This window comes from Aquabacter spiritensis, from assembly GCF_004346185.1.
GTDB classification, from domain to species: Bacteria; Pseudomonadota; Alphaproteobacteria; order Rhizobiales; family Xanthobacteraceae; genus Aquabacter; species Aquabacter spiritensis.
This window is the reverse complement of sequence record NZ_SMAI01000005.1, coordinates 233,742-257,288: the sequence shown is the minus strand read 5'-3', so window position 1 is coordinate 257,288 and position 23,547 is coordinate 233,742. Positions and strand designations below refer to the sequence as shown.

Sequence of the window (23,547 nt, the reverse complement as noted above, 5' to 3'; positions counted from 1 at the left end):
CGGCCTCACTGGGTCGCGATCGTGACGATCCGTTCTTCGGTCATTTCGTGGAGCGTGTAGCGCGGTCCCTCGCGGCCGAAGCCGGATTCCTTGGAGCCGCCATAGGGCATCAGATCCACCCGGGAGGAGGACGTCTCGTTGATGTGCACGCCACCGACCTCCAGCCGCTCGGCCGCCTTCAGCGCGTCGAGCAGACGGTTCGTGAAGATGCCGGAGGCGAGGCCGTAGGGCGTCGCGTTCACCCGCGCGATCGCCTCGTCCAGCGTGTCGAAGGGCAGCACGCACACGACCGGGCCGAAAATCTCGCAGCAGCCGACCCGCATCTCGGTGTCGATGCCGGCGAGCAGCGTCGGCGGAACCAGCGCCCCGCGGCGCGCCCCGCCGACCAGCCGGCGCGCGCCGCGCGCCAACGCCTCCGCGATCCAGGCGTCGATCCGCTCGGCCTCCTTCAGGCTGATCACCGGACCGACCTCGGTCGCCGGATCGTGCGGGTCGCCCGCCACCAGGGCCGCGACCAGCGGCGCGAGCCGGCGCTCGACCGCGTCGGCGATGCTCCGGTGCACCAGAAGCATCTGCACCGAGGTGCAGACCTGCCCGGCCTTGCGATAGCCGGCGCCCGCGACCTTCGGCAGCGCCTTGGCGAGGTCGGCATCGTCGCACAGGATGGTGAAGGCGATCGAGCCGAGTTCCATCTGGGTGCGACGCAGGCCGGCCGCCCGCTGGATCGTGCGGCCGACCTCGGTGCTGCCGGTGAAGGCGAAGAAGCGCACGCGCGGGTCGTCGAGCAGGCCCGCGGTGACGCTGCCTTTGCTGTGCACCAATGAGAGCATGCCGGCCGGGACGCCCGCCGCCACCAGCGCCTCGCAGAGCAGGATGGCGGACAGCGGCGTGGCGCTCGCCGGCTTGAGCACCACCGCATTGCCGGCCGCGAGCGCCGGTCCCACTTTGTGCGCGACCGTGTTCAACGGCGAATTGAACGGCGTGATGGCGAGGACGACGCCGAGCGGCACCCGCAGCGTGAAGGCGAAGCGGCCGGCCTGGCGCGGGGCGCCGGCGATCGGCACCACCTCGCCGGCGAGGCGCCGCGCCTCCTCCGCCGAGAGCTTCAGCGTCTGGACGCACCGCGCGACCTCGCCCGCCGCGTCGCTCCGGGTGAAGCCCGCTTCGGCCTGCATGGCGGCGACGAAGTCCGCGGCGCGCGCCTCCACCAAAGCGGCGGCTCGGTCCAGCACCGCCCCCCGGTCATAGGGGGTCTGCGTGCTTTGCCGGAAGGCGGCGTCGGCCGCCGCGATCAGGCGCGTCGCCTGCTCCGCGCTCGCGCTGGCAAACGTGCCCACCGGCGTCAGATGGTATTTGTCCAGGACGGTGATGGGCTCGCTTTCACCCCTGGTCCAGGTCCCTTCGATCAGCAGCGCATCCGCGCGCACGGTCACAGCCACAGGATCTCCTTCCGGTAGTCGAGATTGGTGAGCAGCTTGTCCGAGCCGCCCTCGTGGAACACGGCGCCGCGCTCGAGCGCGAACACCCGGTCGGCCAGCGCCAGAACAAGGTCGAGATTGTGCTCGACGATCAGGATCGGCAGCTCCGCCCGCAGCCGGTCGAACACCCGGAACAATTCCTCGATCACCGCCGGGGCGAGCCCCTCGAACGGCTCGTCGAGCAGCAGGAGGCGGACATTGCCGGACAAGGCGCGGGCGACCGCGAGCATCTGCTGCTCGCCGCCCGAGAGATAGTCCGCCGGCGTCGACAGGCGCGCCGCCAGCACCGGGAACATCTCGAAAATGCGCGCCTCGCTCCACACCGTGCCGGTGCGGCCGTCGGTGGCGCGGGCCAGCCGGCCGAGCCGGAGATTCTCGCGCACGCTCATCCCGGCGAACAGGCCGCGCCCCTGCGGGACATAGCCGATGCCGAGCCGGGCGATGTCGGGCGCCGGAAGGCCGACCAGTTCCTGCCCATGAAACCGCACGCTGCCCGAGCGGGCGGGAACGAGGCCGGCCAGAGTCTTCAGCAAAGTGGACTTGCCGGCGCCGTTGCGGCCGAGCAGGGCGACGATCTCGCCCTCGCGCACGGTCAAGGCGACGTCGTCCAGAATATGGCTCTTGCCATAGAAGGTGTTGAGCTTCTCGACCTCCAGCACGGCCGGGCGCGGCCCCGCGGTGGCGGGCCCGCGGCCGGTCACGGCGGGGGTGCCGGAGCCGGTATAGATTTCCTGCACCCGCGGATCGGCGCGCACCGCGTCGGGCGCGCCGGTCATCAGCACCGCGCCCTGATTCATCACGGTGACGCGGTGGGAGAAGGCGAGGATGCGGTCGATGTCGTGCTCGACCATCAGCACCGGCACGGTCTGGGCGATGGTGCGCACCAGACGGCAGACGCGCTCGCGCTCGGCGGCGGCGAGGCCGGCGAGCGGCTCGTCCAGCAGCAGCACCTGCGGCTTCAACCCGAGGGCGATGCCGAGATCGACCAGGCGCTGGCCGCCATAGGAGAGGTCGCCGGCCTTGATCGTCTCGATCCCTTCGAGGCCGAGAAAGCGAATCAGCTCGGCGGTCTCGGCCTGGACCGCGGTGTCGCTGTCCACGTCGCGCCAGATATTGAAGCGGCCGGGATGCGTCGCCTGCACCGAGAGGCGCAGATTTTCGTGGATCGTGAGGCCGTTGAACAGGCTGGTGATCTGGAACGACCGGGCGAGGCCGCGCCCGGAAATGCGGTGCGCCGGCAGGCCGGAGACCGGCGTCCCGTCGAGGCGGATGGTGCCGCGGTCGGGCGCGAACAGGCCGGAGACGAGGTTGAAGGTGGTGGTCTTGCCGGCGCCGTTGGGGCCGATCAAGGCATGGATCTCGCCCGCCTCGACCGTGAGAGACACCCCGTCGACCGCGCGGATGCCGCCGAAATGCTTCGACACCGCCTGGACGTCGAGCACCGTGCCCTGCCGCGCCGGCGGGCGCAGGAAGGCCGGCAGCGGCAGCCCCTCATAGATCTTGCGCTTGCTCATCGCCGCCGCGTCCTGCGCCGGCGGCCGGACGCGGCGCTTGAGCTCGGCCCAGATGCCCGCCAGGCCCTCCGGCGAGAACAGGATGAAGCCGACGAAGACGAGGCCGAACCAGAACAGCCAATCGGCGGTCCAGATCGACAGGAATTCGCGGAACACGATGTAGAAGACGACGCCCAGAGCCGGGCCGAGCAGGGTGTGCATGCCGCCGATCACGACCATCGCCAGCAGCGTGCCGGAGAGCGGCACCGAGATCGCCTCGGCGGTGACGATGTAGTGCAGGAACACCGAGAGGGCGCCGCCCAGGGCCGTGACCACGGCCGAGATCACGAAGGCGACGAGCTTGTAGCGGTCGACGTCGTAGCCCTGGAAGGTCGCGCGCAGCTGGTTCTCGCGGATCGCCGCCAGGACATGGCCGAACGGCGAGCGCGCGAGGCGCTGGAGGAAGTAGAGCACGGCGAGGCCGATGACGGCGACGAAGACATAGAAGGCGATCGGGTCGTCGAAATCGACCGGGCCGAGGGAGCCGCGTTGGAGCCCGCCGAGCCCGTCCTCGCCGCCGGTCACCTCGGTCCAGCGGAAGGCGACGGTGTAGCAAAGCGCGGAGAGCGCCAGCGTCAGCAGGGCGAAATAGACGCCGCGCCGGCGCAGGATGAGCGCGCCGACGCCGGCCGAGACCAGCGCCACCAGGACCAGCGCGAACAGCAGCGGCAACGCCATTTCGCCGGGGAACCAGGCGCGCTGCGAGATCGCGGCGGCATAGCCGCCGAGGCCGAACCAGGCGGCATGGCCGAACGAGGTCAGGCCGGTATAGCCGACCAGGAGATTGAGCCCGAGGGCCGAGATCGCCAGCACGACCACCACGGTCGCGATATTGACCGTGAGGCCCACGGCCGGAAGGACGAGCGGCAGCGCGACCAGCGCCGCGGCGCCGATCAGCATCGGCCGGAGAGCGGAATGCGGGGTGCCGGTCATTCGAACTTCTCGATGCGTTCGCCGAGCAGGCCGCGCGGCCGCAGCAGCAGGACCAGGAACATCAGGACATACATGGAGGCTTCGCCCGCGGCGGGCAGGAAATGGATGGTGAGCCCGCGCACCACGCCGACCAGGACCGCGGCCAGCACCACGCCCCAGAAGCTGCCGAGGCCGCCGATCACCACCACGACGAAGGCGACCGTCATGATCTCGGCGCCCATCGCGGGATGCACGGTCGTGATCGGGGCGAACAGGGCGCCGCCGAGCGCGGCCATGCCGACGCCGAGCACGACGATCGCGGTCATGTAGGGCTGCAGGCGGATGCCGAGCGCCGCCACCATGTCGGGCTTCTGCACCCCGGCCCGCACCACGCTGCCGAAAGCGGTGCGGTTGAGCAGGAACCAGATCCCCGCCAGGACCGCGACCACGATCGCGAGCAGGAGGAGCCGGTAGCGGGAGAACAGGAAGTCGCCGACCATGACCGGGCCTTTCAGCGCGGCGGGGATCGCGACCGGCAAAGGCGCCGCGCCCCAGATCATGCGGATCGCCTGCTCGGCCACCATGGCGAGGCCGAAGGTGACCAGCAGGCTGAGGATCGGATCGGCGCGGTAGAAGCGGCGCAGCAGCAGGCGCTCGAAGGCGATGCCGAGCACGCCGACCGCGACCGGCGAGAGGATCACCGCCGGCGCGAAGCCGAGCCGCGCGCGGATTTCCAGCGCGGCATAGGCGCCGAGCGCATAGAAGGCGCCGTGGGCGAGATTGACCACCCCGCCGACGCTGAAGATCAGCGACAGGCCGAGGGCGATCAGCAGGTAATAGCCGCCGAGCACCAGCCCGTTGACCACCTGTTCGAGCAGGAAGACGAATTCCATGGCCGCATCCGGTCCCGAGCGGGCGGCGGGCCGGCGCCCGCCGCCGCGCCATTAGAGGCTGCAGGGATTCTGCTCGCGCGTCGGGTAGATGCTCTCCAGCGGCTGGTCGGGATTGGGCACCGCCGCGCCGAGCTGGAGCATGTCCCACTTGTCCTTGATCTGCGCCTTGGGCTTCACCGTGAAGGGATAGGCCTCCTGGATGAGCTGGTGGTCCCAGGCGCGGAAATAGGCCTTGCGGGCCTTGAGGATGTCGAACTGCGTTCCCTTTTCCAGATAGGCGCCGAGGGTCTCGCTGTCGGTCGACTTGGCCGCGTTCATCGCCTCCGCCATGAGCTTCAGCGAGATGTACTGGATCCAGGCATGGTTCTCCGGCGGCTTGCCGTTCTTCTTGACGAACTTCTCGACGAAGGCCTTGGAGCCCGGTGTGTCGAGGGTGTGATACCAGACGGTCGGCCAGGTGCCCGAGAGATTGCCCTCGCCCGCCGCCCAGGCGTCCGCGGTGTTCAGGTTGAAGCCGACGATCGGATAGGGCAGGCCGAATTCGGCATATTGCTTGATGAGGTTGGTGACCTGATTGCCGGCGAGGTTGGAGCACACCACGTCCGGCCGGGCCTGGCGGATCTTCAGGAGATAGGGGCTGAAATCGGTGACGTCGGTCGCGACCAGCTCGTCGCCGACGAGGTTTCCGCCATGCGCGGCGAAGAACGCCTTGGCGGCGCGCAGCAGATCGTGGCCGAACACGTAATCGGCGGTGAGGGTGACGAAGCGCTTGCCCTTCACCATGTTGTCGCGCAGCAGCGCGCTGCCCACGGCATTGACCATCACCGTGTTCGGGATGTCGACGCAGAACATGTATTTGTTGCAGCTCTTGCCGCGCAGCGTGTCGGAGCGCGCGCCGATCGACAGGAACAGGCGCTTGTTGCGCGCCGCGACCTGCGAGATGGCGAGCGCGGAGGCCGAGGAAATCTCGCCCATGAGGAAGGCCGCGCCGTCGCGGTCCAGCATGCGCTGGGCCTTGGTGGCGGCGGTGTCGGGATTGATCGAATCCTCGGAAATCACCTGGATCGGCCGGCCCATCACGCCGCCCGCCTGGTTGATCTCCTCCTCGGCCATCTTGATGCCGAGCACGGCATAGCCGCCGAGCGCTCCGAGAAAGCCGGTCATCGGCGTGAGATGGCCGATGCGGATGGCGTCGGTCTGCGCCCGGACGATGGCCGGGAAGCCGAAGGCCGCGGCGCCGAGGCCCGCGGCACCGAGTTTCAACGTCGTGCGCCGGTCGAGGGCGCCGCCGGTCGATTTGCGATCCGTCATGCTGTTTCCTCCAGGTGAGACGGCTCTTTCCGGCCGTCTTTCGTTGCTCTCAACCGATGCGGGCGCGTCGCGGCGCGCCCTATTCGTCGCTCGCGGGGGTGGTCACGACCAAAAAGACGAGGTCGGTGAGCCCGCTATTGGCGATGTTGTGGGTCACGCCCGGCGGCAGGAAGATCACGTCGTGCTTGCGCACCACGTAGGATTGACCGTCGATCTCCATCAGGCCTTCGCCTTCCAGCACGTGATAGACCTGCTCCTGGACCTTGTGGCTGTGCACCGCGACATGGGCCATCGGCTGGTACATCGAGATGCGATAGTCGAGCAGCCGGGTCGGCGCCGTGCCGGGCTGGACCAGCGGCTTCGACAAGGCGCCGCCGAAATGGTTGGGGAATTCGAGCCACGGCACTTCCGCGATGTTGCGGATGGACCAGCCGCCTTTGCCCTCGATCATGCGCGCGTCTCCCTGACGTCTGATGTTTGTGCGGCCCGCTTCATTTGGCGGGCACGCGGGCGTCCGGCGTCCAGGGGGCGCCGAAGGCCGGTTCGCGGAACGGGGTGGGCGGCAGATGCCAGGTGCCGGTGGCCGGCGGCCGCACCTCGGCATCGACATGCACGTCGAGCAGGACCGGCTTGTTCAGCGCCACCGCATGGGCGAGCGCCGCCTTGAAATCCTGCGACCGCGTGACGGTGATGCCCTCGACGCCGCAGGCGCGGGCCCAGGCGGCGAAGTCCGGATTGTAGGGCGTCTTGTTGTCGCCGTGATAGAAGGCGGTGCCGTGCTCGCGGCCGCCGAACATGCCCATCTGGATGTCGCGGATCGAGGCCCAGGCGAAATTGTTCCAGATCACCCAGACGACCGGGATGTTGTATTCCACCGCGGTGCACAGAACGTGCGGCACCATGGTGAAGCAGCCGTCGCCGGCGACCGCGATCACCGGCCGGTCGGGCGCGGCGAGCTTGGCGCCGAGCGCTCCGGCGGCGCCGAAGCCCATGCCCGAAAAGCCCCAGGAATTCAGGATGGTCCGGGGCTGACGGGCCTTCCAGAACTGCATGAACCAATTGTGGTTCACGCCGACGTCGCAGGCGATGATGGCGTTCGGCGGCAGCACCGCCTCGCAATCGGCGACGATCCGCTCGGGGCGGATCGGGGTCGCGTGCAGCGAGAAGTTCGGCCGGATATGGTCTTCCCATTGCTGCGCCCAGACGGCGATCTCCGCGAGCCAGGGCCGGCGCGCCTCGCGCTGGCCGGGCACGTCCTTCATCGCGTCGAGCAATTGGCGCAGGAAGGTGCGGGCATCGGCGATGATGCCGACATCCGGGGGATAATTGCGGCCGATCTCGTCGGGATCGACGTCGACATGCACCAGCTTGGTGTGCGGGAAGTTCCAGGAATAGCCGGGGATCCAGGAGGAGGCGGAGCGGTCGTCGAAGCGCGCGCCGACCGCGATCACCAGATCGGCGTGGCGGCCGGCCTGATTGGCGGCATAGGCGCCGTTCCGGCCGATGAAGCCGAGCGACATCGGGTCGGTCATGTCGATGCAGCCGAAGCCGTTGGGCGAGGAGATGACCGGGACGCCGAGCGTGTGGGCGGCCTCGGTGATCTCGGCGCCGGCCTCCGACAGCGCCACGCCATGGCCGATGAAGAAAGCCGGGCGCTGTGCGCCGGCGAGCAGGCGGGCGACGCGGGCAATCTCCTCCGGCGCGGCGCCGGAGCGCACCGCGAGATGGCGCGGCGCCGGCGGCGGCATCTCGACGTCGTCTTCCTCCTGGAAGACGTTGAAGGGGATGTCGAGATTGACCGGCCCCGGCCGCCCGGAGAGCATCGTCGTGGTCGCCTGGCGCAGCGCCAGCGGCAGCATGTCGACGCGGGTCGGCTGGTAGGCGCGCTTCACCACCGGGCGCAGCACGTTCACGAAATCCGCCTGATAATGGCGGTTGATCTCCTGGAACGGCGAGCGGTTGAATTGCGAGGTCGGCACATTGGCCGTGATCGCGAGGATGGCGGAGGAATCCGTCAGCGCGCAGGCGAGCGGCATGACGATGTTCGCCGAACCCGGGCCGCACGAGGTGAGGGTCGCGACCGGCTGGTGCTTCACCCGGAAATAGGCGTCCGCCATGTGCGCAGCGACCTGCTCGTGCCGCGGCGAGACCAGCGTGATGCGGTCCCGCGCTTCGTAAAGCACGTCCAGCATGCCGACATTGCCATGGCCGCAAATCCCGAAAACATAGGGAATGTCATTGGCAATGAGGTATTCTGTGATGATCTCGGCACCCTTCATCCGCGCCATGGCACCTGATTTCCTTGTTCTGGGACTGGGGAACCGCGGCCGTATTCAGCCATATCAAATGCGATCCCGCAATATGATAAAATAGAGAGTTCGACATGGGCCGGGGCGGAACGTCGTCTCTCCGCCCCGGCCCGGCGCCAATCTAATTGAGCTTCAACCCGATTTCCTTCACGACCTCGCGCCAGATGACGACTTCCTTCGCCACCCGCGCGGTCAGCGCGGCAGGGCCTTCGGCATGGACGGTGAGGCCCGTCTTCTCGATGCCGGCCCGCACCTCCGGCTTGTTCAGGATCGCGATCACCTGGTCGGAGAGCTTCTTGATGATGGCGGGATCGGTGCCGGCGGGGGCGAACATCGCCATGAAGGTCTCGGCGACGAAGCCCGGGAAGCCCAGTTCCTCGAGGGTGGGCACGTCCGGCAGATCCGGCAGGCGCTTCGCCCCGGCATGGAACAGCACGCGCAATTGGCCGCTCGCGATCTGGCCGCGGGTCGAGGAATAGCTGCCGGTGTTCATGTCGGTGGTTCCGGCGAGCACCGCCTGGGTGGCCGGGCCGGCACCGGGGAAGGGCACATGCAGCAGCTTGAAGCCGCCGAGCTTCTGCAGCCGCTCCACCATCAGATGCGGCGAGGCGCCCTGGGCGCCGCTGCCATAGGTGTATTTTTCCGGCTGCGCCTTCGATTCCGTGATCAGCTGCGACAGGCTGCGGATCGGCGAATCCGGCTTCAGCGTGATGAGATTGGGCGTGGTGCCGAGTTCCGTGATCGCGGCGAGGTCCTTGGTCGGGTCGAAGGGCGGCGGGCTATAGACCGCCGGATTGGTCACGACCGCGTCCGACGTGATCAGCAAAGTGTAGCCGTCCGGCTGGGCGCGGACCACCGCGCCGATGCCGATGCTGCCGCCCGCGCCGCCCCGGTTCTCGACCACGAACGGCTGGCCGTTCACCTTCTGAAGCTCGGCGGCGATGACGCGGGCGAGCAGATCCACCCCGCCGCCGGCCGCGAACGGCACCACGATCTTCACCGCGCGGTCGGGATAGTCCGCCTTCGCCGGGCCGGCGAAAGCCAAAGCGGCCACCAGCGCGGCGCCTGCCGCCGCCAGAGCGAATCGCCTGCGGAATACCGTCATCCTGTCCTCCCTGTCGTGTTTTCTTGGATTTGCGGGTCGCGAGACGGGTCCTGGCGCGGGGCGCCGAGCCGAGCCTCGAGGTCCTGCCGGCGCACCTTCCCCGTCACCGAGCGCGGCAGATCGGTCTCTTCAAGGAAATGGATGCGCTTCGGCACCTTGAAAGGGGCGATCCGGCCGCGGAGCATGGCGATCACGCCATCCTCGGTGAGGCCGGAATCGCGGGCCACCACGAAGGCGACCGGCACTTCGCCCCAGCGCGTATCGCGCTGGCGCACCACCACCGCCTCGGCGATCTCGGGCCGCGCCATCAAGAGGCGCTCGATCTCGGCCGGATAGATGTTCTCGCCGCCCGATTTGATGAGATATTTGCGCCGGTCGACGAAATCGAGGGTGCGGTCCGGGTTGCGGACCATGACGTCGCCCATGTGGAACCAGCCGTCGCGGAAATCCTCCGCGGTCTGGTCCGGCAGCCGCCAATAGCCCGAGAACAGGCTCGGCGCGCGGACCAGAACCTCGCCCGGCGCGCCGTCCGGGACGTCGACCCCGTCGGGATCGACGAGGCGCAGCAGGCAGAAGGAACTCTGCGTCTTGGAGAAGCGCGCGGGCGCGACGCCGACCGGGATCCGCCCGCGGCTCGCCGGCGCGGGGCCGGTCTCGGTGGAGCCGAACGTGTTGCGGAACGGGGCGCCGAGGCGGCCGGTGATTTCGGCGATGCTGGCCGGTGGCACGAGGTCGGCCATGGCGCCGACCAAAGCGACGCCGCGCACCTTGGCGGGCCGCCCCCGCAGCGCGGCGATCAGCGGCTCGACCGTTCCCGGCCCGAGCGAGAGCAGGCCGATCTCCTCCTGGCCGAGGATCTCGGCCAGCGCCTCGGCGTCGAACCCCTCCATCATCCGCACCCGGCCGCCGAGCATCAGCATGCCGAGGGCGTTGTCGGCCCCCGCCATGTGGAACAGCGGCGCCCAGCAGACGAAGGTGCGGGTGGGGAACAGGGTCTCGTCGAGCAGCGCCATCCAGGTGCGCGCGACCATGGCGCGATGGCTGATGGCGGCGCCCTTGGGAAAGCCCGTCGTGCCGCTGGTGAACAGGATGAGGAGCGGATCCTCGGGCGCGGCGAGCAGCGGCGGCGCGCTGTCCGCACCGGTGCGCAGCAGCGCCTCATAGGCGCCGCCGAACAGGATGGGCACCGTGCCGGCCGCCTGCGCCGCCTTCTCCGCGAACCGCTCGGAGGCGAAGACCAAAGTCGCGCCCGACGTGCCGAGGCAATGGCGCAATTCCTCGACCGACTGGCGCCAGTTCGGGCAGGCCACGACGAGGCCGAGCTTGGCCGCGGCGAGCTGGACTTCGAGATGCTCCCGCCGGTTCTCCGAGACGATGGCGAGCACGCCCGCGCGGGTCAGGCCGCGCGCGGCGAGACCGTGGGCGAGGCGATTCACGCGGGCGTCGAGTTCGCCGTAGGACATCCAGACCCCGTCCTGGGCGATCGCCGGCCGGTCGGGCGCCGCGGCGGCCTGCTGCCGGAACAGCGCGCCGACGGTCAGGCCGGCGGCGGCAAAAGCGAGCGCCTCCGGCGCTCCGGGCGCCGGGATCATGCGCCGCGCTCCAAAACGAGGGCGTTGCTGGAGGTCCAGTTGCGGGCATAAGGCAGGACGCCGATGCCGGTCACGAGCGCATTGCCGTGCCGCCCAACCTGGCGCGGGCCGGCCTCGCCGAACAACTGGCGCACCGCTTCGCTGAGATTGACGCCGCCCCCGGCGAGCCCCGGCTGGCCGGCCGAGACCTGGCCGCCGCCGGTATTGATCGGCAGGTCGCCGTCATAGCCGAGCGACCGCTCGGCGAGGAAGGCTTGCGACCCGCCGGGCCCGCAGAAGCCGATCTGTTCCAGTTGCAGGAGAACGGCGATCAGAAAATCGTCATAGGGCTGGAGCATGTGGATGTCGGACGGCTTCAGCCCGGCATCGGCCAGCACGCGCGGGCCGACCTCGGAAAAGCCCGAGATGGTGATGTCGGAGATCGTGTCGCGCGGGTCGAAATTAACCCGTTCGCGATAGGCGATCGGATGGACCAGGCGGGCCGCGCCGAGGCGCCGGGCGGTCGCCGTCGAGGTCACGACGAAGGCGCTGGCGCCGTCGCAGCGCATCACGCAATCGAGCAGGCGAAGCGGGTCGCACACCATGCGCGAGGCAAGATACTCCTCTTCCGTCAGCGGTTTGCGGAGCACCGCGCTGGCATTGGGATTGTCCAGCGCGCCGCGGCGCTGGGCCACGGCGAGCTTCGCCAGCGCCGCATCGGGCATGCCGTAGCGATCGGCATAAGCCGAGGAGAGGAGGCCGAAGGCGACCAGGGGGCCGGCATAGCCGAGCGGGTCGCAGAATTCCGTGCGGTGGCCGACCTGATGCGACAGATCCTGGGTCGAGACCGCATCGGCGCCGATGCAGACCGCGATCTCGCATTGCCCGGCCTGGATGGCGGCGGCGGCGCGCGCGATGTTGCCGATATTCGACGAGCCGCCGAGATCGGTGGTCTGGCACCAGGTGGGCGAGAGGCCGAGGGTCTCGGCCATGAGCGTGCTCCAGAACGGATTGCCCGCTTCCGACATGGCCTGGGTGCAGGCGAGGCCGTCGATCGCGGTCCGCTCGAGGCCGGTGGCGGCGAGCGCCCCGGCCAGCACTTCGGCCGCGAGGTCGAGGGCACTGCGGCCGCTGCCGCGAACGTTCCTGGCTTCCGCATAGCCGATGATGGCGATGCTTCTGTCGGCGAGAGACTTCATGGGCGCGGCGGTTTCCTGCTGCGCCGGCGGTCCGGGATGCGGCCGCAGCGCGTTTCTGTATCGCGAATAACAGTTCATAATGTGGGAACTTATGTCAAGGGCAGGCGAAAATGGCCCGGCGAAGATTTTTGGCAGCGCCAATAAAACAAAACAAAATCAATTATTTAATGACCGTCGGCGGGCGCCGATCCGCCGCTCGGCGTCATTTTGGCTTGCATCGCAAAGTCGATTTGATATTGAGAATTATGATTTCACAATGAAGAAACAGAGCGCCGTCGCGCTGGGAGGAAATCGGGAAACGACCACGGAACGCCTTGGGTGGCCCGCGCGGTGCCCGGCTTTCCCGTTTCCCCTCCCGGCGCCCGGCGCCCCGATTGCGAGGCGTTCATGACGATGCGGCCGCTCGAGGGAATCAGGATCCTCGATCTGACCCGGGTGTTTTCCGGCCCCTGGGCGACCCAGATGCTCGGCGATCTCGGCGCCGAGGTGATCAAGGTCGAGCAGCCGCGGCGGGGCGATGACCTGCGCAAGCTCGGACCGCCCTTCCTGAAGGATGCGGACGGGGCGGAAACCAAGGAATCCGCCTATTATCTCAGCGTCAACCGCAACAAGAAGTCGATCACCGTCGACATCGCCAGCGCCGAGGGGCAGGCGATCGTCCGCGACCTCGCGGACCGGTCGGACGTCGTGATGGAGAATTTCAAGGTCGGCGATCTCGCCCGCTACGGGCTCGATCATGCCAGCCTGTCCGCCCGCAATCCGCGCCTGATTTATTGCTCGATCACCGCCTTCGGCCAGACCGGGCCGAACCGCCACCGCATGGGCTACGACACCCTGCTCCAGGCGATGTGCGGCGTCATGAGCGTCACCGGCCATCCCGACGGGGCGCCCGGGGGCGGGCCGATCAAGGTCGGCTTCGTGCTCTCCGATTTGATCGCCGGCAGCTATGCGGCGACCGCCGTCGTCTCGGCTTTGTTCGCCCGCGATGCGCGCGGCGGCACCGGCCAGCATATCGACATCTCGATGTTCGACGCCCAGGTCGCCGCGATGTCCCACCAGGGCATGCATTATCTGGTCTCGGGCGAGGACCCGCAGCGCTTCGGCACCGGCGCGCCCTCGGTGGTGCCGTCCCAGGTGTTCGCCTGTTCGGACGGGCATATCGTCCTGGTCGCCGGAAACGACGCGCAGTTCCGCAAGCTCGCCGCTCTGGTCGGGCTGCCGGAGCTGGGGACGGATCCGCTCTACGCCACCAACGGAGCGCGGGTGCGCAACCGCGCGCGCCTGATCCCGCAGCTCGAGGCGAAGTTCGTCGCGCGCACCAAGCAGGCCTGGCTGGACGACCTCGAAGCGAACGGCCTCGTCGCCGGCCCGATCAATGCGGTGTCCGACGTGTTCGCCGATCCCCACGTCGCCGCCCGCGGCCTCGTCGTGGCGGCGACCCATGCCAGCGGCGGAACGGTGCCGCTGATCGCCTCGCCGATGCGCCTGTCCGGCACGCCGCTCGACGTCTATGCGGCGCCGCCGGTCCAGGGCCAGCACACGCACGAAATCCTCAGCGGCCTGCTCGGGATGGGCGCGGCCGAAATCGCCGCGCTCGAAGACAAGAAAATTATCGTCGACTGACGACACAGAGGGAGGACCAACCATGCGGAAGCTTCTCGCGCTCGCCGGCGCCGTCGCGCTGGCCTTGTCGGGGGCGCCGGCGAAGGCCAGCGACACCTTCACCACCCAGCCGTCGCGGATCCTGGTGCCGTTCTCCGCCGGCGGCGGGCTCGACCTCGTCGCCCGGCTGATGGCGGCGCAGCTCGAAACCATGTGGGGCCAGCCGGTCGTGGTCGAGAACAAGCCCGGCGCGGGCGGCATCGTCGCCTCGCGCGATCTCGTCGCCGCCAAGCCGGACGGCCACACGATGCTGGTGGTGGCCGGCGGCCACGCGCTCAACCAGTTGATCTACAAGGACGTGCCGTACGACACGCTGAAGGATTTCACGCCGATCTCGGTGCTGGTCGCCGCCGGCAACGTCATCCTGGTGCCTAAGGATTCGCCGCTCAAGACCGTGGCCGACGTGATCGCCGAGGCCAAGAAGACGCCCGGCGGTCTGCAATATGGCACGGCCGGCAACGGCACGACGGTCCATCTGGCGGGCGAATTGTTCGCGCGCGAGGCCAAGGTGAAGATGGAGCCGATCCATTTCAAGGGCGACGCCGGCTCCCTCACCGCGCTGATGGGCAACCATATCCCCCTGTCCTTCAACAGCCTGATCGGCGCTTTGCCGCAAATCCAGAAAGGCCAGGTGCGGGCGATCGCCGTGACCTCGCCGAAACGCGAGGCGGCCCTGCCCGACGTTCCGACCGTCGCCCAGTCCGGCCTGCCCGGCTATGAGGTGGTGAATTGGTGGGGCATTCTCGGCCCGGCGAAGATCCCGCCGGCCATCCTCGCGAAGCTCAATGCCGACATTCATGCCGCGCTCACTGATCCGAAGTCCCAGCAGCGGCTGAAGGCGCTCGGCGTCTCGCTCGACCTGTCCACGCCGCAGGCCTTCGGCGCGCTCATCGAGAGCGAGACGAAGCGCTGGAAGCCGGTGGTCGATGCCGCCGGCATCACCGCGCAATAGGCGGCGCCGCGCATGTCCTGGCTGAAGAATCGCGAGATCGCGGTCATCGGATGCGCCGACACCAAGCTGGAACTCAAGAGCGGCAAGACCGCTCTCGAGCTGGCCGGCGAGGTGACGCGCGACCTCCTGCGCAGCACCGGCGTCGCGCGCGCCGAGATCGACGGCATGGCCTCGACCCTGGCCAATGCCGAGGCCCACAATGCCTTCTGGACCAATATGATGGCCGACGCCCTCGGGCTCGAACTCGCCTGGTGCCAGGCGAGCGAGATCGGCGGCGGCTCGGTGATCGGCAATCTGGTGCGGGCCGGCGCGGCGATCCAGGCCGGGCTGTGCGAAATGGTGCTGTGCATCGCCGCCGACGCCCCCTCCACCAAATTCGTCACCCGTCAGAGCGGCTATCGCGAGGAATTCTGCGATCCGCTCGGCTATGGCGCGCTGCCGATCTCGTTCGGGCTTTTGACCTCGGCCTATGCCGCGAAATACGGCTCGCCCGACCCCGGCATGGCGCGGCTCGCGGTGGCCCAGCGCGCCGGCGCGGTGCGCAACGACAAAGCGTGCGAAAAGCTGCGGGTGCCGATCACGGAAGCCGATTATCTCGCCTCCCGCATGATCTCCGATCCGCTGCGCCTCCTCGACTGCGTCATGCGCTGCGACGGCGCGAACGCCTGTCTCGTGACCTCCACCGCCCGCGCGCGGGCGATGGGCTTCGACACGCTCGTCCATCCCGTGGCCTATCGCGAGATGGTCAATTTCGATCCCCGGCAGGACATCGACGACATCACCGTCACCGGCTTCTCCCGGGTCGGGCCGCAGGCGCTGCGGGATGCCGGCATGACCGCCGGCGACATCCAGAGCTTCCACCCCTACGACGATTTCTATATCGCGCTGATCCTGCAACTGGAGCAGATCGGCTTCTGCGGTCCCGGCGAGGCGTCGGCCTTCCTGGCGGCGCACGATATCGGCCCGCGCGGCGACCTGCCGATCAATACCGGCGGGGGGCAGATCTCCGCCGGCCAGCCGGGGCTCGCGGGCGGCGGCGTCAATCTTATCGAAGCGCTGCGCCAGTTGCGCGGCGAAGCCGGACCGCGGCAGGTGGCGCGGACCGACACTGCCATGGTGACCGGCATCGGCGTCATCCAGTACGCCCGAAACTGGGGCTGCAGCAACGTGTTGATCTTGGAGCGAGGCGCATGACCAAGCCGAAGCCGGCGATCAAGCCGACACAGCTCACCGCACCGTTCTGGGACGCGGTCCGGGACAGGCGGTTTCTGTTGCAATACGACCCGGCGGCGGATCGCTACCAATTCTATCCCCGCCCGCTGAGCCTCTATAGCGACCCGGGCGAGACCGAATGGCGCGAGGCGAGCGGCGCCGGGACCCTCGTCGCCTGCTCGCTCTGCCACGTGCCGGCGCCGGGCTTCGAGGCGGAGGTGCCCTATCTGCTCGGCCTCGTCGCGCTGGCGGAAGGGCCGCGCGTGTTCGCCCAGATCGAAGCGGCGCAGGCCCCCGCGATCGGCACCCCGATGCGGCTCACCTGGCACGGCGAGGGCGAGCGGACGGTGTTCAAGTTCGCCCCGGCCTGACGCCGCGCCGACGTTCAGATCCGGTCGCGCAGCGCGTAATAGGTCAGGCCGGCGACGAGGAGCGGATAGCGCAAAGCGGTGCCGCCGAAGAAGCGCGGCACCGGCAGGCGCTCCAGCACGTCCATCCGGCCGATCTGGCCGGCGATCGCCTCGGCGAGGATCTTGCCGTAGAGCGGGGCGATCGCGACGCCCTGGCCGCTATAGCCGGCCGCGACCAGGACATGGTCCGACAGCCGCCGCACGAAGGGCAGGCGCGTCATGGTGATGCCGAGCGTGCCGCCCCAGCCATAGTCCAGCCGGACGTCCGCGAGCTGCGGAAAGATCCGCAGCAGAAACGGCTTCACGAAGCCGGGCACGTCGGCGCGCAGGCCGCGCCGGTAGCTCTCGCCGCCGCCGAACAGCAGGCGGTCGTCCGGGGTGAGGCGGAAATAATTCACCACGAAGCGGCTGTCCGCCACCGCCGCGCCGTTCGCGATCAGGCCGCGGGCGCGCGCGCCCAGCGGCTCGGTGACGGCGATGTAATTGTTGATCGCCATGACATGCTCGTCGACCGTGCGGTCGAGCCCGTCCATCAGGCCGTTGCCGCACAGGAGCAGGAATTGGGCGTCGACCCGGCCGCCCTCGGCGGTGTCGATATGCAGACCGTGGCTGTCCTCGTATCCGACCGCGCGGGTGCCTTCGTGGAACGTCGCGCCGGCCGCCATGGCGGCGCGGGCGAGCCCGAGGGCGAAATTGAGCGGGTGCAGGTGGCCCGCGCCCTTGTCGAGCGCGCCGCCATAATAAGACGGCGCGCCGACGAGGGCCTGGATCTGGGCGCGGTCGAGCGGCTCGATCTGGTCGTAGCCGTAGGTGTCGGCGAGATGCCGGGCATAGGCATGGGTCTGCGCGACGTAGCGCGCCTTGTGGTCGGCGATGATCAGGCCCGGCCGGTAGTCGCAGGCGATGGCGTGGCGGGCGATGAGGTCGGCGACCAGCGCCTTCGCCTCCTCGGCCAGGGTCCAGAGCGTGCGGGCATCGTCGCGGCCGACGGCCTGTTCGAGGAAATTCTGATCGCGCCGCTGGCCGGAATGGATCTGCCCGCCATTGCGCCCGGACGCGCCGCCGCCGATCCGCCCGGCCTCCAGCACGACGACCTTGAGGCCGGCTTCGGCGAGGTGCAGCGCCGCCGACAGGCCGGTGAAGCCGGCGCCGACGATGGCGACGTCGGCCGTCACCGCGCCGCGCAGCGGCGGCTGCGCCGGCAGGCTCTCCGCCGTCGCGGCATACCAGGATTCGGGGTGGCCGGTTCGGCTCATGGATCGGGCCGCGGTCAGGCGCCGCCGGCGCGGCTCATACGTTGAGGAGCAGGTATTCCCGCTCCCAGGGCGAGATCACCCGCATGAAGGTTTCGAACTCCGCCTGCTTCACCGCCGAATAGGTGGTCACGAAGCTCCGGCCGAGGACTTCGGAGAGATCCTCGTTCTCCTCGAAGGCGGCGACCGCCTCGAGCAGGCCGCGCGGCAGGTCGAAATCGAGATTCTTGGCGTCGCCTTCGAGCGGCTCGGTCGGGCGCAGGCCCTTCACCAGGCCGAGATAGCCGCAGGCGAGCGAGGCGGCGATCACGAGATAGGGGTTGGCGTCCGAAGACGGGACGCGGTTTTCCAGCCGCCGGGCGGCCGGCGGGGCCGGGGGCACGCGCAGGCCCGCGGTGCGGTTGTCATAGCCCCATTGGACATTGATCGGCGCCATCGAATCGCGCGTCAGGCGCCGGTAGGAATTCACATAGGGCGCCAGGATGCACATCACCGAGGGCAGGTATTTCTGGTGCCCGGCGATGAAGGAGAAGAATTCCGGGGTGGGATCGCCGTCCTCGTCGGAGAAGATGTTCTTGCCGGTCTCGGCGGAAACCACCGACTGGTGGATATGCAGCGCGCTGCCCGGTTCGTTGGCGATCGGCTTCGCCATGAAGGTGGCGTAGATCTTGTGGCCGAGCGCCGCCTCGCGAATCGTGCGCTTGAACAGGAACACCTGGTCGGCCAGTTCCAGCGGGTCGCCGTGGCGCAGATTGATCTCCATCTGCGCGGCGCCGTCTTCGTGGATCAGCGTGTCGATCTCGAGGCCCTGGGCCTCGGAATAATCGTAGATGTCCTCGAACAGCGCATCGAACTCGTTCACCGCCTGGATCGAATAGGATTGGCGGCCGATCTCCGGCCGGCCCGAGCGCCCGACGGGGGGCTTCAGGGGATAATCGGGGTCGGTGTTCGGCTCGACCAGATAGAATTCGATCTCCGGCGCCACCACCGGCTTCCAGCCGCGCTTGGCATAGAGGCCGAGCACGCTCTTGAGTACCTGGCGTGGCGCGAGTTCCACCGGCCGCCCATCGCGGTGATAGGCGTTGTGGATGATCTGGGCCGTGGGATCCTGCGCCCAGGGGACGGTCGCGAGGGTGGAGAAGTCCGGCTCCATGACGAGGTCGGAATCCGCCACGACCGAATCCACCAGGCCCTCATAATCGGGATATTCGCCCGATATGGTCTGGAAGAAGATCGACAGCGGCAGGTTCATCACCGGCGAGGAGAAGAATTTGGACGAGGGCATGATCTTGCCGCGGGCGACGCCGGCCAGATCGGGCACCGTGCATTCGATCTCGGTGATGCCGCGCGCCGCCATCCAGGCTTTCGCTTCGGCAAGTGACTTCACGCCGCGGGGAGACGAGAGTGTCGCCTCCTGCTCGCCCGTTCGCTTTTTCGCCATGACATCCTCTGGCGTGACCCCCACGCGCGCCCCCAGGGAACACTGGCGGCAGGTAAGGTGTCAACGACGCCTTGGGCCGAGATCGCCGCGGGGGTGTCGGCGCGCGGGATGCGTGCTGGAACGAGTCTAGAACGAATCGCGGTCGAATCGTGCTTCGCCGTATGTTCCCGTTTCGCCCCGTACTACCGCTAGTGGGTGTGGACAAAAGGTAGCGGATTCCTCACCGCGTCGGGGTGCTGACCGGCACCGTCGCCGTTTGCGGGGCGAGTTCGAAGCTGGTGGCTTCCAGGATCGCGGTGCCGATCATGGTGGCGATGGAAATCTTGAACGGCGCCATCAGGCCGGTGCCGGGAATGGGCACCAGCCAGACATACATGTCCTTGTTCGCCTGCATGTATTTCACCGTCGAGCGGGCGGGCCGGTGGCCGGCGACCGGCACGTAGCCGACCCGGCAGACCACCGCTTTGCCGGAATATCCCTTCTCGGCCTCGACATTGTCCATCCGCACGAAGCTGAGGGTGACGTCGAAGCGCTGCCGGCCGTCGAAGATCGGGATCGCCTTGGTGCAGGCGGCCTCGGAGAGCGGATCGGCGCCGGGGGGCACGACGACGAAGGCGCCGGTCATCGGATCGATCACGTTGATCTTGTGGGCTTCGGTCAGCTCCACCCGGTCGGGCAGGGGCTTGGTCGGCGGCGCGACGTCCAGTTCCTTGATCATCGGCCCGGAAAAGCCGATGCGGATCGCCTCGTCCTTGCCGTCCGCCTGGGTGTTCGCGGCGAACACCTGGGGGGCCGGCCGGCCGCCGACCAAGGTCCCGCGCGCGGCAGCGCTGCCCTTGCCGGAGGACACCGCCCGCAGGATGCCGGAGACCCGGCCGGTGCCCGCCATTTCATAGCTCGCCCCGGTCGTGCGGACGATCAGGCTGGCGCGGCCGACCTCGATCCCGGCGACCGACAGCGCGTATTTCGCCGTCAGGGCGCCATCGGCGAGCGCCGGTGCAGCCAGCGCGACCAAGGCGGCGGCGCCCGCCGAGAGGCGCGCGGACGACCAGCCGAGGAAAGCGAAGCGAGCGGCCATGACAGGCACCTGTGGCGGCGCCGCAGCCGATGCGGCCCGGCGATTCCGAACCGTTTCGTTGCAGCCGGAAGGCGGCTGAACTGTGGCTGATGCGCCCCGGTGCGGCGGCCGCGCGACGGAAGGCGCGGCGAAATGGCGGCAGGACATTGACTTCGCGACCAATAGTCACGATCTTCACGTTCTGCTCACCCGGCTGTTTCGCGGGGCGCGACGGCTGTCCGCCGCTCGGCGCTGCCTCCCCGCCGGGATCGAGCGGAGTTCAATGGCAGAGGAGATACACGCCATTCGCCGCCCTATGAGACCCGTCGCGCCGGAGAAAGACGGACCGCGCGTTAACGAGGAGATCCGCGTCCGCGACGTCCAGCTCATCGACAATGAGGGGCAGAACAGAGGGGTCATGGCAATCCGTGACGCTCTGGTCCTGGCCCAGGAGGCCGGGCTGGATCTGGTCGAGATCGCTCCCAATTCCCAGCCTCCGGTCTGCAAGATCCTCGATTACGGCCGCTTCAAATATCAGAACCAGAAGAAGGCCAGCGAGGCGCGCAAGAAGCAGAAGGTCGTCGAGGTCAAGGAGATCAAGCTCCGCCCCGGCATCGACAGCCACGATTACGACGTGAAGATGCGCTCCATGCAGCGGTTCTTCGAGGAAGGCGACAAGGTCAAGGTCACGCTGCGCTTCCGCGGTCGCGAGATGGCGCACCAGGACCTCGGCTTCAAGCTGCTTCAGAAGCTGCGCGAGGACGTGTCCACCCTTGCCAAGGTCGAAGCCGAGCCGATGCTGGAAGGCCGGCAGATGATCATGATTCTCGCCCCGCGCTGAGGGGGGCGGGTCTTGCCCGGGCGGCGTCCGCCCGTCCGGGATCAGCCTGAACGGGCGTTTGAAGCTTCCGCAGCGAGGTTCGCGCACGAGCGCGGTGCCTGCACGGCAGGCCGGAGCATCGATGGCCAGACGCGCGCCCACTTTCGCCTGCCAGTCCTGCGGGGCGGTCTATAACCGCTGGCTGGGCAAGTGCGAGGCGTGCGGCGGCTGGAACACGATCGCCGAGGAGCCCGAGGTCGCCGCATCGGTGCCGGCCGCGCAGCGGTCCGGCCGGCGTGGCCGCGCCGTCGCCCTCGAAAGCCTGACCGGTGCCGGCACCCCGCCGCCGCGTCTCGTCTCCGGGATCGGTGAACTCGACCGCGTCGCCGGCGGCGGCTTCGTGCCGGGCTCCATCCTGCTGCTGGGCGGCGATCCGGGCATCGGCAAATCCACCCTTCTGGTCCAGGCGTCCGCCGCGCTCGCCGCGGGCGGGCATCGCGTCGTCTATGTCTCGGGCGAGGAGGCGGTCGACCAGGTGCGGCTGCGCGCCGGGCGGCTCGGCCTCGGCGGGGCGGATGTCGGCCTCGCCGCCGAGACCAATGCCGAGAACATCCTCGCCACCCTCGCCGCCGGCCCGCCGGTGCGGCTGGTGGTGATCGATTCGATCCAGACCATGTGGAGCGACACGGTCGAATCCGCGCCCGGCACGGTGACCCAGGTGCGGACCTCGGCGCAGCTCATGGTGCGCTATGCCAAGCAGACCGGCGCCTGCGTCATCCTGGTCGGGCACGTCACCAAAGACGGCCAGATCGCCGGGCCGCGGGTGGTCGAGCACATGGTGGACGCGGTGCTGTCCTTCGAGGGCGATGGCGGCCATCAGTTCCGCATCCTGCGGGCGCAGAAGAACCGGTTCGGGCCGACCGACGAGATCGGCGTGTTCGAGATGACCGGGCGGGGCCTCTCCGAAGTCGCGAACCCCTCCGAGCTGTTTCTCTCGAACCGCGATTCGGGCGCGCCGGGGACCGCGGTGTTCGCCGGCATGGAGGGCACCCGGCCGATCCTGGTGGAAATCCAGGCGCTGGTCGCGCCCTCGAGTCTCGGCACGCCGCGCCGCGCCGTGGTCGGCTGGGACTCCAATCGCCTCGCCATGGTCCTGGCGGTGCTGGATGCGCGCTGCGGTGTGCGGCTCGGCGGCCACGACGTCTATCTCAACGTCGCCGGCGGCCTGAAGATCGGCGAGCCGGCGGCGGATCTCGCGGTCGCGGGTGCACTCGTCTCCTCCCTCACCGGCGCGGCTCTGCCGGCCGACGCGGTCTATTTCGGCGAGGTCAGCCTGACCGGCGCGGTGCGCCAGGTGTCGCAGGCGCCGGCCCGCCTGAAGGAGGCGGCCAAGCTCGGCTTTACGCAGGCGGTGATGCCGCCGGCCGGGGCGGACGCCGCCGACGGCGCGATCCGCACGGAAACGGTGACGTCGCTGGCCGCCTTGGTCGCCGCCATCGCCGCCCGCGCGCCGCGCAGGGCTGCGATGTCGCGGACGGAGGGCTGACCGATGTCAGAGGGATGACGCCGCAGGCGCCGCAGGCTATAGGTCCCGTCGACAGGCAGTCCGTGGCATTATGGGTTTGCCGTCCCGCTGATTCTCCGGCGGTCCAATCGGAAGGTCTGCCGCGCCCATGCCTGTGACGTTGCTGGATCTGATCGTCATCGGGGTCATGCTCGTATCCGGGCTGCTCGCCATGGTGCGGGGGCTGCTCCGCGAAGTGTTCAGCATCGTGTCCTGGGTCGCTGCGGCCGGGGTGGCGGTGTATTTCTATCCCCAGCTTTTGCCGGTGACGAAGCAATACGTCACCCAGGACACGGTCGCGCTGGCCGTGACCATCGGAATTCTGTTCCTCGGCACCCTTTTGATCGTGTCGATCATCAGCGCCCGCATATCGGACATCGTCCTCGACAGCCGGATCGGCGCGCTCGATCGCACGCTCGGCTTCCTGTTCGGCCTCGCCCGCGGCCTTCTGGTCATGGTGGTGGCCTTCCTGTTCTTCAATTGGCTGGTGCCGGAAAAGAGCCAGCCGCCGTGGGCGCTGAACGCCAAATCGCGTCCGGTGCTGCAGAACACGGGAAATTGGTTGGTCTCCCTGTTGCCGGACGACCCGGAGAACACCATTCTCAAGCGGCTGAGACGCACACCCGGCGAAGACGGGGAAACGCCTGCCGCGCCGGGAACCGTTCCGGGCGCCGTGCCGGGCGGACAGCGCAGCGACGGGGGAAGCACCGGCGGCAGCGCGGGAGGCACGACGGTTGCGACGGGACCGGCCGCGAATGCGGGCGGAAATTCCGGCTACCGCCGCGGAGATCGCCAGGGATTCGACCAATTGCTGGAAAGCACGCGCGGCGCCGGCCAGTAGCCGG

Annotated in this window: 19 protein-coding genes; 7 read left to right on the top strand and 12 right to left on the bottom strand. The window is 68.8% G+C overall.

Annotation, left to right across the window (positions count from 1 at the left end):
- Window positions 1-5: 5 nt before the first annotated feature.
- The 9 genes from EDC64_RS10685 to EDC64_RS10645 all read right to left on the bottom strand — a co-directional run bounded on the left by EDC64_RS10685 (window position 6) and on the right by EDC64_RS10645 (window position 12,331).
- A complete protein-coding gene (locus EDC64_RS10685; RefSeq protein WP_132031272.1) occupies window positions 6-1,439 on the bottom strand; it encodes an aldehyde dehydrogenase family protein in 1,434 nt (477 codons plus the stop codon).
- On the bottom strand, window positions 1,430-3,964 hold the full coding sequence (locus EDC64_RS10680; RefSeq protein WP_132031271.1) for a branched-chain amino acid ABC transporter ATP-binding protein/permease: 2,535 nt from the start codon (window positions 3,962-3,964) through the stop codon (window positions 1,430-1,432). Before EDC64_RS10680 ends, EDC64_RS10685 begins: the two co-directional genes overlap by 10 nt.
- Complete coding sequence (locus tag EDC64_RS10675) at window positions 3,961-4,836, bottom strand: branched-chain amino acid ABC transporter permease (protein WP_132031270.1); 876 nt, start codon at window positions 4,834-4,836, stop codon at window positions 3,961-3,963. The genes EDC64_RS10680 and EDC64_RS10675 overlap by 4 nt, the downstream gene beginning before the upstream one ends.
- Before the next feature lie 51 nt (window positions 4,837-4,887).
- Window positions 4,888-6,147 (bottom strand): ABC transporter substrate-binding protein, encoded by a 1,260-nt coding sequence (locus EDC64_RS10670; protein WP_132031269.1) that lies wholly within the window; start codon window positions 6,145-6,147, stop codon window positions 4,888-4,890.
- Between the two features lie 79 nt (window positions 6,148-6,226).
- Complete coding sequence (locus tag EDC64_RS10665; RefSeq protein ID WP_132031268.1) at window positions 6,227-6,598, bottom strand: cupin domain-containing protein; 372 nt, start codon at window positions 6,596-6,598, stop codon at window positions 6,227-6,229.
- A gap of 40 nt (window positions 6,599-6,638) precedes the next feature.
- Window positions 6,639-8,435, bottom strand: a complete 1,797-nt coding sequence (locus EDC64_RS10660) for a thiamine pyrophosphate-binding protein (protein WP_132031267.1) — start codon at window positions 8,433-8,435, stop codon at window positions 6,639-6,641.
- A 142-nt stretch (window positions 8,436-8,577) separates the two neighbouring features.
- Window positions 8,578-9,561: a Bug family tripartite tricarboxylate transporter substrate binding protein gene (locus tag EDC64_RS10655; protein WP_132031266.1), complete on the bottom strand. Its 984-nt coding sequence runs from the start codon at window positions 9,559-9,561 to the stop codon at window positions 8,578-8,580.
- Window positions 9,558-11,153, bottom strand: a complete 1,596-nt coding sequence (locus tag EDC64_RS10650; RefSeq protein ID WP_132031265.1) for a class I adenylate-forming enzyme family protein — start codon at window positions 11,151-11,153, stop codon at window positions 9,558-9,560. Before EDC64_RS10650 ends, EDC64_RS10655 begins: the two co-directional genes overlap by 4 nt.
- Window positions 11,150-12,331: a thiolase family protein gene (locus EDC64_RS10645; protein ID WP_132031264.1), complete on the bottom strand. Its 1,182-nt coding sequence runs from the start codon at window positions 12,329-12,331 to the stop codon at window positions 11,150-11,152. The genes EDC64_RS10650 and EDC64_RS10645 overlap by 4 nt, the downstream gene beginning before the upstream one ends.
- 387 nt (window positions 12,332-12,718) lie before the next feature.
- On the opposite strand from EDC64_RS10645, the gene EDC64_RS10640 reads away from it, so the two are divergent.
- From EDC64_RS10640 to EDC64_RS23510, 4 genes are read left to right on the top strand one after another with little or no spacing between them, the layout of a single operon-like run.
- Window positions 12,719-13,954, top strand: a complete 1,236-nt coding sequence (locus tag EDC64_RS10640; RefSeq protein WP_207916008.1) for a CaiB/BaiF CoA transferase family protein — start codon at window positions 12,719-12,721, stop codon at window positions 13,952-13,954.
- 22 nt (window positions 13,955-13,976) lie between these two features.
- Window positions 13,977-14,945, top strand: coding sequence for a Bug family tripartite tricarboxylate transporter substrate binding protein (locus tag EDC64_RS10635; RefSeq protein ID WP_165933718.1), 969 nt, complete (start codon window positions 13,977-13,979; stop codon window positions 14,943-14,945).
- A gap of 12 nt (window positions 14,946-14,957) precedes the next feature.
- On the top strand, window positions 14,958-16,139 hold the full coding sequence (locus tag EDC64_RS10630) for a thiolase family protein (protein ID WP_165933717.1): 1,182 nt from the start codon (window positions 14,958-14,960) through the stop codon (window positions 16,137-16,139).
- Window positions 16,136-16,528, top strand: coding sequence for a Zn-ribbon domain-containing OB-fold protein (locus EDC64_RS23510; protein WP_165933716.1), 393 nt, complete (start codon window positions 16,136-16,138; stop codon window positions 16,526-16,528). Before EDC64_RS10630 ends, EDC64_RS23510 begins: the two co-directional genes overlap by 4 nt.
- A gap of 14 nt (window positions 16,529-16,542) precedes the next feature.
- Here EDC64_RS23510 and EDC64_RS10625 read toward each other — a convergent pair whose 3' ends face one another.
- From EDC64_RS10625 to EDC64_RS10615, 3 genes are all read right to left on the bottom strand, one after another.
- Window positions 16,543-17,823, bottom strand: coding sequence for an NAD(P)/FAD-dependent oxidoreductase (locus EDC64_RS10625; RefSeq protein WP_132031262.1), 1,281 nt, complete (start codon window positions 17,821-17,823; stop codon window positions 16,543-16,545).
- Between the two features lie 34 nt (window positions 17,824-17,857).
- Window positions 17,858-19,261, bottom strand: a complete 1,404-nt coding sequence (locus EDC64_RS10620) for a glutamine synthetase family protein (RefSeq protein WP_132031261.1) — start codon at window positions 19,259-19,261, stop codon at window positions 17,858-17,860.
- Window positions 19,262-19,481: 220 nt separating this feature from the next.
- Window positions 19,482-20,339 carry a DUF3108 domain-containing protein gene (locus tag EDC64_RS10615; protein WP_132031260.1) on the bottom strand — a complete coding sequence of 286 codons (858 nt, stop codon included), beginning with the start codon at window positions 20,337-20,339 and terminating at the stop codon, window positions 19,482-19,484.
- Between the two features lie 295 nt (window positions 20,340-20,634).
- Between EDC64_RS10615 and infC the strand changes: the two genes are divergently transcribed.
- From infC to EDC64_RS10600, 3 genes are all read left to right on the top strand, one after another.
- The gene (gene infC, locus EDC64_RS10610) at window positions 20,635-21,159 is read left to right on the top strand and encodes a translation initiation factor IF-3 (RefSeq protein ID WP_132031259.1); all 525 of its coding nucleotides are present in this window, start codon (window positions 20,635-20,637) and stop codon (window positions 21,157-21,159) included.
- A 121-nt stretch (window positions 21,160-21,280) separates the two neighbouring features.
- On the top strand, window positions 21,281-22,684 hold the full coding sequence (gene radA / locus EDC64_RS10605) for a DNA repair protein RadA (protein ID WP_132031258.1): 1,404 nt from the start codon (window positions 21,281-21,283) through the stop codon (window positions 22,682-22,684).
- A gap of 127 nt (window positions 22,685-22,811) precedes the next feature.
- Entirely contained in the window at window positions 22,812-23,543 is a 732-nt protein-coding gene (locus tag EDC64_RS10600) for a CvpA family protein (RefSeq protein WP_132031257.1), read from the top strand.
- Window positions 23,544-23,547 lie beyond the last annotated feature (4 nt).

Bases quoted from the DNA above. Each gene is read 5' to 3' on its own strand.
- EDC64_RS10600 (WP_132031257.1), top strand. From the start codon at position 22,812: ATGCCTGTGACGTTGCTGGATCTGATCGTCATCGGGGTCATGCTCGTA.
- EDC64_RS10645 (WP_132031264.1), bottom strand. From the start codon at position 12,331: ATGAAGTCTCTCGCCGACAGAAGCATCGCCATCATCGGCTATGCGGAA.
- EDC64_RS10640 (WP_207916008.1), top strand. From the start codon at position 12,719: ATGACGATGCGGCCGCTCGAGGGAATCAGGATCCTCGATCTGACCCGG.
- EDC64_RS10660 (WP_132031267.1), bottom strand. From the start codon at position 8,435: ATGGCGCGGATGAAGGGTGCCGAGATCATCACAGAATACCTCATTGCC.
- EDC64_RS10675 (WP_132031270.1), bottom strand. From the start codon at position 4,836: ATGGAATTCGTCTTCCTGCTCGAACAGGTGGTCAACGGGCTGGTGCTC.
- EDC64_RS23510 (WP_165933716.1), top strand. From the start codon at position 16,136: ATGACCAAGCCGAAGCCGGCGATCAAGCCGACACAGCTCACCGCACCG.
- EDC64_RS10620 (WP_132031261.1), bottom strand. From the start codon at position 19,261: ATGGCGAAAAAGCGAACGGGCGAGCAGGAGGCGACACTCTCGTCTCCC.
- EDC64_RS10615 (WP_132031260.1), bottom strand. From the start codon at position 20,339: ATGGCCGCTCGCTTCGCTTTCCTCGGCTGGTCGTCCGCGCGCCTCTCG.
- EDC64_RS10665 (WP_132031268.1), bottom strand. From the start codon at position 6,598: ATGATCGAGGGCAAAGGCGGCTGGTCCATCCGCAACATCGCGGAAGTG.
- EDC64_RS10635 (WP_165933718.1), top strand. From the start codon at position 13,977: ATGCGGAAGCTTCTCGCGCTCGCCGGCGCCGTCGCGCTGGCCTTGTCG.
- infC (WP_132031259.1), top strand. From the start codon at position 20,635: ATGAGACCCGTCGCGCCGGAGAAAGACGGACCGCGCGTTAACGAGGAG.
- EDC64_RS10670 (WP_132031269.1), bottom strand. From the start codon at position 6,147: ATGACGGATCGCAAATCGACCGGCGGCGCCCTCGACCGGCGCACGACG.
- EDC64_RS10625 (WP_132031262.1), bottom strand. From the start codon at position 17,823: ATGAGCCGAACCGGCCACCCCGAATCCTGGTATGCCGCGACGGCGGAG.
- EDC64_RS10680 (WP_132031271.1), bottom strand. From the start codon at position 3,964: ATGACCGGCACCCCGCATTCCGCTCTCCGGCCGATGCTGATCGGCGCC.
- EDC64_RS10650 (WP_132031265.1), bottom strand. From the start codon at position 11,153: ATGATCCCGGCGCCCGGAGCGCCGGAGGCGCTCGCTTTTGCCGCCGCC.
- EDC64_RS10655 (WP_132031266.1), bottom strand. From the start codon at position 9,561: ATGACGGTATTCCGCAGGCGATTCGCTCTGGCGGCGGCAGGCGCCGCG.
- radA (WP_132031258.1), top strand. From the start codon at position 21,281: ATGGCCAGACGCGCGCCCACTTTCGCCTGCCAGTCCTGCGGGGCGGTC.
- EDC64_RS10630 (WP_165933717.1), top strand. From the start codon at position 14,958: ATGTCCTGGCTGAAGAATCGCGAGATCGCGGTCATCGGATGCGCCGAC.